The sequence below is a fragment of the Candidatus Methylomirabilota bacterium genome (genome assembly GCA_035260325.1).
GTDB lineage: Bacteria > Methylomirabilota > Methylomirabilia > Rokubacteriales > CSP1-6 > AR19.
In genome coordinates this window covers 1-7,813 of sequence record DATFVL010000209.1, presented here as the reverse complement: position 1 = coordinate 7,813, position 7,813 = coordinate 1, and the positions used below count along the sequence as shown (strand labels likewise).

General features: G+C 72.8%; 10 protein-coding genes. 3 read left to right on the top strand and 7 right to left on the bottom strand.

Annotation, left to right across the window (positions count from 1 at the left end; genetic code table 11):
* A partial coding sequence (locus VKG64_13475) for an ATP-binding cassette domain-containing protein (GenBank protein ID HKB26049.1) occupies positions 1-2,056 on the top strand: 2,056 nt, incomplete at its 5' end.
* A 19-nt stretch (positions 2,057-2,075) separates the two neighbouring features.
* Here VKG64_13475 and VKG64_13470 read toward each other — a convergent pair.
* From VKG64_13470 to VKG64_13460, 3 genes are all read right to left on the bottom strand, one after another.
* Positions 2,076-2,321 (bottom strand): hypothetical protein, encoded by a 246-nt coding sequence (locus VKG64_13470; GenBank protein ID HKB26048.1) that lies wholly within the window; start codon positions 2,319-2,321, stop codon positions 2,076-2,078.
* Positions 2,318-2,956 (bottom strand): hypothetical protein, encoded by a 639-nt coding sequence (locus VKG64_13465; GenBank protein ID HKB26047.1) that lies wholly within the window; start codon positions 2,954-2,956, stop codon positions 2,318-2,320. The genes VKG64_13470 and VKG64_13465 overlap by 4 nt, the downstream gene beginning before the upstream one ends.
* Before the next feature lie 165 nt (positions 2,957-3,121).
* Positions 3,122-4,027, bottom strand: coding sequence for an ABC transporter substrate-binding protein (locus VKG64_13460; GenBank protein ID HKB26046.1), 906 nt, complete (start codon positions 4,025-4,027; stop codon positions 3,122-3,124).
* Positions 4,028-4,049: 22 nt separating this feature from the next.
* Between VKG64_13460 and VKG64_13455 the strand changes: the two genes are divergently transcribed.
* Positions 4,050-5,801 (top strand): CocE/NonD family hydrolase, encoded by a 1,752-nt coding sequence (locus VKG64_13455; GenBank protein ID HKB26045.1) that lies wholly within the window; start codon positions 4,050-4,052, stop codon positions 5,799-5,801.
* Positions 5,802-5,822: 21 nt separating this feature from the next.
* On the opposite strand, the gene VKG64_13450 is transcribed toward VKG64_13455, so the two are convergent.
* Positions 5,823-5,999 (bottom strand): hypothetical protein, encoded by a 177-nt coding sequence (locus tag VKG64_13450; protein HKB26044.1) that lies wholly within the window; start codon positions 5,997-5,999, stop codon positions 5,823-5,825.
* Positions 6,000-6,131: 132 nt separating this feature from the next.
* Between VKG64_13450 and VKG64_13445 the strand changes: the two genes are divergently transcribed.
* Entirely contained in the window at positions 6,132-6,494 is a 363-nt protein-coding gene (locus VKG64_13445; protein HKB26043.1) for a hypothetical protein, read from the top strand.
* Positions 6,495-6,503: 9 nt separating this feature from the next.
* Here VKG64_13445 and VKG64_13440 read toward each other — a convergent pair whose 3' ends face one another.
* The 3 genes from VKG64_13440 to VKG64_13430 all read right to left on the bottom strand — a co-directional run.
* Positions 6,504-7,340 (bottom strand): SDR family NAD(P)-dependent oxidoreductase, encoded by an 837-nt coding sequence (locus VKG64_13440; protein HKB26042.1) that lies wholly within the window; start codon positions 7,338-7,340, stop codon positions 6,504-6,506.
* Positions 7,337-7,636, bottom strand: a complete 300-nt coding sequence (locus VKG64_13435) for a hypothetical protein (protein ID HKB26041.1) — start codon at positions 7,634-7,636, stop codon at positions 7,337-7,339. Before VKG64_13435 ends, VKG64_13440 begins: the two co-directional genes overlap by 4 nt.
* Positions 7,637-7,655: 19 nt before the next feature.
* Positions 7,656-7,813, bottom strand: a 158-nt coding sequence (locus VKG64_13430) for an ABC transporter substrate binding protein (GenBank protein ID HKB26040.1), incomplete at its 5' end; no start/stop codon positions are given.

The following is a 7,813-nucleotide window of genomic DNA, read 5'->3' as shown; positions in this document are numbered from 1 at the left end:
GCGGCTCGGGGGGCTCGAGCTGACGCTGCCGCGCTATTACTACGTCGTCGGCCTCGCCGTCCTCGCGAGCCTCACGCTGGCGCGGAACCTCGCGCGGTCGCCGTGGGGGCGCGCGCTCGTCGGCGTCCGCGACAGCGAGCTCGCGGCGGAGTCCCTCGGACTCAGCCCCTACCTGGTCCGCACCGTGGCCTTCACGCTCGGCGCGGCGTTCGCGGCGGTCGGCGGATGCCTCTACGCGTTCCTGGCGGGCTTCGTGAGCCCGGACAGCTTCACGCTGCAGACCTCGATCCTGTTCCTCCTGATCGTCCTCTTCGGCGGCCTCGGCCGCGTCGCCGGGCCCGTCGTCGGCTCCGTCGTGCTCATCGTCCTCCCCGAGGTCCTCCAGCGGATCGCGGACTACCGGCTCGTGATGTACGGCGCGCTCCTCCTCGGCTCCATCTACTTCCTGCCCGGCGGCGTCGTCGGGGCGCTCGCGCGGCGCGGCCGGGCCACCGCCGACGCGGGCGAGTCGCTCGAGTGGCGGATGGCCGCCGTCGAGGCGCCGCCCCTCCAGGCGCGCGGGCTCGAGATGCGCTTCGGCGGCATCCTCGCCGTGGCCGGCGGCGAGCTGACGCTGCCGCCGGGCCGGGTCCACGGCCTCATCGGGCCGAACGGCGCCGGCAAGACGACGCTGCTCAACATCCTCAGCGGCTTCTATCGCCCGTCGGCGGGCGCGGTGGACTTCGGCCGGCGCTCGCTCGCCGGGCTCCCGCCGCACCGCATCGCGCGCGCGGGGATCGGGCGGACGTTCCAGACCACGCACCTCTTCGAGACGCTGAGCGTCCTCGACAACGTGAGGATCGGGCTTCGCGGCGGGCGGCCGGGCTCGCTCGCCGCCGCGCTCCTGGGCCTGCCGGGGGTGCGGGCGGGCGAGCGGCGGCTCGCGGCAGAAGCGCGCGGGCTCCTCGACTTCGTCGGGTACCGGGGCGATCCGCACGAGCTCGCCCGGAACCTGCCGTTCGGCCACCGGCGGCTCGTGGAGATCGCGCGGGCGCTCGCGCGACGGCCCGCGGTGCTCCTGCTCGACGAGCCGGCGGCGGGCCTCTCCCAGGAGGAGATCGCCGCGCTCGCCGACCTGATCGCGCGCGTCCGCGCGACGGGCACCGCGGTGCTCCTGGTCGGGCATCACATGGACCTCGTCATGGGCGTCTCCGACCGCGTCACCGTCCTCAACTACGGGCGCACGATCGCCTCCGGCCCGCCGGCCGCCGTCCAGCAGGACCCCGCCGTCGTCGAGGCCTATCTCGGCGCGCCTCGCGGGCGGGCGGCCGCGCTCGACCGCGCGGGCGCGCGCGACACGGGCGAGGCGCTGCTCGAGGTCGCCGACCTCGTGACCGCGTACGACCGCATGGAGGTCCTGCACGGGCTCTCCTTCGAGGTGCGGCGCGGCGAGATCGCGGTGATCATCGGCGCGAACGGCGCCGGCAAGAGCACGACCCTCAAGACCATCGCCGGCCTCGCGCGCGCCTCGCGCGGGCGAGTGGCGTTCGAGAGGCGGGACCTCGCCGGCCGCCCCGCCCACTGGATCGCCCGCCACGGGATCGCCCTCGTGCCGGAAGGGCGCCTGATCTTTCCCGACCAGAGCGTCCTCGACAACCTCCGCCTCGGCGCCTACAGCCGCCGCGACGCGGGCGTGGCCGAGGACGTGGAGCGCCAGCTGGACCGGTTTCCGATCCTCCGCGAGCGACGGCGCCTGCCCGCGGGCACGCTCTCGGGCGGCGAGCAGCAGATGCTCGCGATCGCGCGCGCGCTCATGGCGCGCCCGCGGCTCCTGCTCCTCGACGAGCCGTCGCTCGGGCTCGCGCCACGGCTCGCGGCCGAGGTGTTCGCGGCGTTAGCGCGGCTCCGCGACGACGGCCTGACGCTGCTCGTCGTCGAGCAGCTCGCCGAGGCGGCGCTGGAGATCGCCGACCGCGGCTACGTGCTGGAGCGGGGCCGCATCGTCCTCGCGGGGCGCGCCGGCGAGATCGCGAGGGACGCGCGCGTGGCGCGGGCCTATCTCGGGCGGGTGTCCTGAAGGGCGGCTCGGGCGGGGGTTACGCGCGCCTGGAGGCGCGATGCACCAGCTCGCACCACGGACGATTCGTCGCGGCCTCCGCGTCGCCCGACGAATACGTGATGTCCTTGCCGAGCTCGACCCGCTCGTCGTCGAAGCCCCCGAGCATGGGCTGGTGCGTGTTGCACCAGCGCACGGTCAGGATCTCCTCGAGCGGGTCGCGGTCCGGGGAGCAGCCGGGGCAGTAGTAGGCCGCGAGGTTCGGGGTCTCGGCGAGGTCACTCATATGACCGGCGGCGTTGGGGCCGCGTCGTCCGCGAAACGATCCTTGCTGCTGAGGGAGCCGGCCGCGGCGCGGTCGTCCGGGACCACGACGGGACGCGTCCGGAGCTCGGCGGCGCCCCGATGACGGTAGCTCACGAGCGCGACGCGCTCGTTCTTGAGCTTCGCGACCTGCGTGGGGCGCCACCACGGCGCGAACCGGCAGGACTCGGGGCCGATATGGACGTGGGCGCCCGTCGAAGCGCCCCGCATGCGCGCGCGGACCGCCACGAACGGGACCCCCTGATCTCGCAGAAACGCCATGAGCGCCCGTCCCTCGGGGCTGTCGGGGTGGACCGCGACGTCGAAGGCGTTCCGGTGGTCGAGGCGCAGCCGGTCGTGCAGGGCCGTCTGGCCCCACGCGCTCACGGGCAGCGGCCGGCCGAATCGATTCTCGAAGAACTCAGCCACCAGGTCGGCGTCGACGAGCGACCAGATCCCGGTGCCCGCGAAGCGGACGACCGGGCCGAGCCGCAGGCGCGCGGCCGGCTTGATGGTGGATTTCCGGCGAACCACCGTCTCGGCCTTCGGCTGGGTCGGCGCCGGGGTCTGATCGGCCAGGCCCGCGGCCGGTCCCAGCATCGTCGCCCCGACTGCCATCGCTAGAAATGCGCGCTTCATGAGCACCCCGAGGGGTGCATCCGGGGTGCCACCGGGGGTTACCGGAAAAGCCTACGAGACTACGTGGGGTTACGAGACAGTACCCCCCTCCCGCCCGTGCAGGATGGCACGGACCGTGACAACGCCGGGCGAAGATTGACCAGACTAGCCGGCGACGGCTTCGGAGGCGATCTCGGTGTCCACGAGGGCGTCGAACGAGTGGCGGCGCTTGATGAACCCGCCGCCCAGGAGGATTTCCTCCAGCGCCTCGTACCCCGCGCGCGTGAGCACCGGCTCGCGGTTCCACGTCCCCTGCCGGAGGTAGCGCTCGACGGCCCGCGCGCGGACGCCGGCGTCGATCTCGGGGAACGCGGGCGCGATCACGGCCGCGATCTCCCCCGCGCTCGCCGACGCCATCCAGCGCTGCGCCCGGTGGAAGCCGCGGGTGAAGCGGACGAGCGTCGCGCGCTCGCGCGCGAGCGTCTCGGGCGTCGCCATGAACGAGGTGAAGGGCACCGGCCCGGTCGCCTCGCCCATCGACGCGACGAGATGGCCGGTGCCGTCCGCGATGAGCTCGTCCACGACGGGCGGCCCGTGCTCGAGGAAGTCCGCCTTCCCCGCGCGGAAGGCGGCGGCCGCCTCCGGCGTCCCGAGGTCGCGGACGAACGTGACCCGCGCCGGATCGACGCCGTGGCGGCGGAGCACCGCCTGCATGCAGAGCCACGGCGTCGGCGCGCCGGCGAAGGAGAGCACCGTGCGGCCGGCGAGATCCGACCACGCGAAGCGCGGGCGCGGCGCCCGGCTCAGGAGGAAGAACCCGTTGCGGTCGTTCACGGCGGCGAAGTGGACGAGCCGCGGGCCGCCGCGGTCGATGAGGTCGAAGCTCCGCATGAGCCCCGAGAGCGCGACGTCGACGCGCCCGTCGCGAAGCGCGTCCGCCGCGTTGAGCTCATGCGACGCCGTCGTCAGCGCGATCTCGAGGCCTTCCGCCGCGAAGTGGCCGCCGTGGATCGCGACGAGGTTCGGCGCGTAGAAGATCGAGCGGAAGGGCTCGATGACGCGGAAGCGCACGGATGTCATAGTATGTGGCTCCATGGCCGAACCGAGGAGCGAGGTCCGCGACGGGATGCGCATCGACTGGGACGTGCCCGTCACCGTGGACGACGGCCTCGTGCTTCGCGCTGACGTCTTCCGGCCGGTCGCGGACGGCAAGCACCCCGTCATCCTCTCATACGGCCCCTACGGCAAGTGGCTCCACTTCGAGGATCTCTACACCGATCAGTGGCGCCGCATGGCCGCCGAGCATCCCGACGTCGTTGCCGGCTCCACGAACAAGTACCAGAACTGGGAGGTGGTGGACCCGGAGAAGTGGGTGCACGACGGGTACGCCTGCGTCCGCGTGGACTCGCGCGGCGCCGGCCGCTCGCCCGGGTTCCTCGACCTCTGGTCGGCGCGCGAGGCGAAGGACCTCCGCGACTGCATCGAGTGGGCGGCGCGCCAGCCCTGGTCGAGCGGCAAGATCGGCCTCAACGGCATCTCCTATTACGCGATGAACCAGTGGCAGGTGGCGGCGCTCCAGCCGCCGCACCTGGCGGCGATCTGCGTCTGGGAGGGGGCGGCCGACTACTACCGCGATCTCTCGCACCACGGCGGCATCCTGTGCACCTTCGGCCGGACCTGGTTCCCGTCGCAGGTCGTCCGCGTCCAGCACGGGCGGGGCACGCGCGGCTATCGCTCGCGCATGACGGGCGACTGGGTGTCGGGGCCGCCGACGCTCCCCGAGGAGGAGCTCGGCGCCCGCCGGAGCGACTTCTACGAGGATTGCTGGAAAAACCCGTTCGCCGGCGACGAGTACTGGCGCTCGCGCATGCCCGACTGGTCGAAGGTCAACGTCCCGCTGCTGTCGTCGGCGAACTGGGGCGGGCAGGGCCTGCACCCGCGCGGCAACTTCGAGGGATTCGAGCGCGCGGCGTCACGGCAGAAGTGGCTCGAGGTGCACGGCATCGAGCACTGGACGCACTTCTACACGGACTACGGCGTGGCGCTCCAGAAAAAGTTCTTCGGCCAGTTCCTGAAGGACGCGGACACCGGCTGGAAGAAGCAGCCCAGGGTCCTGCTCCAGGTGCGGCATCCCGGCGAGACGTTCGTCGAGCGGCACGAGAGCGAGTGGCCGCTCGCGCGCACGCGCTGGACCAAGCTCTACCTGAATCCGGCGGGGCACAGCCTGGCCGACGCGCCCGTCGCCCGGGAGGGCAGCGTGACCTACGGCGGCCTCGGCGACGGCGTCACCTTCCTCACGCCGCCCCTCACGGCCGAGACCGAGATCACCGGCCCGATCGCGGCCAAGCTCTGGGTCTCGTCCGAGACGACGGACGCCGACCTGTTCCTCGTCGTGCGCGTGTTCACGCCGAGCATGCGGGAGGTGACGTTCCAGGGGGCGCTCGACCCTCACACCCCGATCGCTCAAGGCTGGCTCCGCGCCTCGCACAGGCAGCTCGACCCGCGGCTGACGCTCCCGTATCGCCCGTATCACATCCACGCCGCGAAGCAGCCGCTCACGCCCGGGAAGGTGTACGAGCTGGACGTGGAGATCTGGCCGACGTCGATCGTGGTGCCGGCGGGCCATCGGATCGGGCTCACGGTGCGCGGGCGCGATTACGAATATCCGGGAGGGGCGGGCGCGGGGCTCGGGACGCTCGGCGCGGTCTTCACGGGGGTGGGACCCTTCCAGCACAACGACCCGCGCGACCGGCCGCCGGAGGTCTTCGGCAAGGACGTGACGCTCCACTGCGCGGCGGCGCGGCCGGCGCACGTCCTCCTGCCGATCATCCCCCCGAAGGGGTGACCCGACTGCGGAGCTGGTCGATCAGCCTCCGGCGAGCCTCGTCGCCTGCCACGTGAAGTAGGCTTCGCACTCGTCGAGCGCCGAGCAGCCGCAGTTGCACGCGCCGGCGGCGAGCGGGATACAGGGGTCCGGCCCGTGCGGGCCTTCGGCCTGGCAGCCGCTCCCGATCGGCGTCGTGATGACAAGCCCGATCGCCATCGTCCCCTCCATGCCCGGACTCTAGGCACGGCGGCGGTGCCGGCCTATCAGCCACACGCCTGAATCCGGCGGGGGAAAACACCGGAGGGCGCCCCTTGACGACGGTCCGCCTTTGGGCGGACCCTCGGGCGCATGGGGCGGATGAACTACCTCGCCGCGCTCACCCTCGCGATGGGGTTCGCGTGCACCGCGTGGGCCCAGGGTCCCGGTCCCGTATCCTCCACGAGCCAGCTCAGGATCGACTCGGCAGTCGTCCAGGGAAAGAGCGGGCGGCCGCAAGTCCAGGGCTACGTCTACAACCTCTACGGACGGCCGGCCGTCACCGTGCAGCTCCTCGTCGAGGGGCTCGACGGATCGGGCCGCACCGTCAGCACGAAGGTCTTCAACGTCATCGGCGGCGTCCCCGGCGGCGGGCGCGGCTGGTTCGAAACGGCCGCGCCCACGCCGGGCGAGACCTTCAAGGTCTCGGTGATGTCCTGGGCCTGGTCGCGTTGATCCGCTGACTCAGCTCGCCGGCGCCGCGCGGCTCGGGCGGCGCCGGCCCCGGATCCCGAAGCGCCCAACCACGGCGCGCACGAGCCACGGGACGTGGCGCTGGAGGAAGACGGTGAGCTTGCCGTGGCGCGTGATGACCGACTCGCGCCGGCGCCGCGCGACAGCGCGGACGATGTGCCGCGCCGCCGTGGCCGCCGGCATGATGAGGAGCTTCGGCGGCCCGGCCTCGGGCTCGGCGTGCCAGCGGCCGCGGTTGTCCACGTGGCGGATCTCGCTCTCGACGAAGCCCGGGCTCACGAGTGTGACGGCGACGCCGTGGGGCGCCAGCTCGTGGGCGAGGGACTCGGCGAAGCCGCGCACCGCGAACTTGCTCATCGAGTACGCGGAGGAGCCCGGCAGGCCGACGTGGCCGCTCACGCTGCCGAGGAGGACGAGGCGGCCCCGCGCGCGCTTCACGTCCTCGAGGGTCGCGTAGACCGTGCGCAGCACGCCGAACACGTTCGTCTCGAACTGGTAGCGGTAGTCGGCGAGGGTGAGCGTCTCGACGGGGCCCATCACCCCGAAGCCCGCGTTGGCGACCACGACGTCGATGCGCCCGAACGCCTCGCGCGTGCGCCCAGCGGCGCGCTCGAGGTCGCCGTCCGCGGTCACGTCACAGGGCAGCACGAGCGCACGGCGGCCCAGGCCCTCGATCTCGGCCGCGAGCCTCGCCAGCCGGTCCACGCGCCGCGCCGCGAGCGCCACGTCGGCGCCCGCGCCCGCGAACTCGCGCGCGAGCGCCTCGCCGATCCCGGACGACGCGCCCGTGATGAAGACGACCTGACCCGCGAAGCGGCCCCGCCTCACGGATTCTGGAGCGCGATGACTTCCTCCGCGAAGGCCGCGGCGACCTTGGCCTTGCGGACCGCGTCGCCGTGGTCGCGCTTGACCTTCGCGTCCGCGTGGTGCGCCTTGGCCTCGGCGAGCTGCTTCTTCGCCTCCTCCAGGAGCGGGCGCGTCTCCGGGCTCACCTTCCCCGCCTCCGCCTTCCGGATGAGGTCCTCCGCCTGCTTGATGACGACGGGACAGTTGAAGGCGTGGACGGGGACCGCGACGGCGACGAGGACGGCCAGCGACGTGAGGACGACGACGAGCTTCGTCATACCCATTCTCCTCTGCGGATCACTCGATCACCCGGTCCGCCCGCAGGAGCACCGACTGCGGGATCGCAAGACCGAGCGCCTTTGCGGTCCTGAGATTGATCACGAGCTCGAACTTCGTCGGCTGCTGGATCGGCAGGTCGCCGGGCCTCGCTCCCGTCAGCACCTTGTCCACGAACG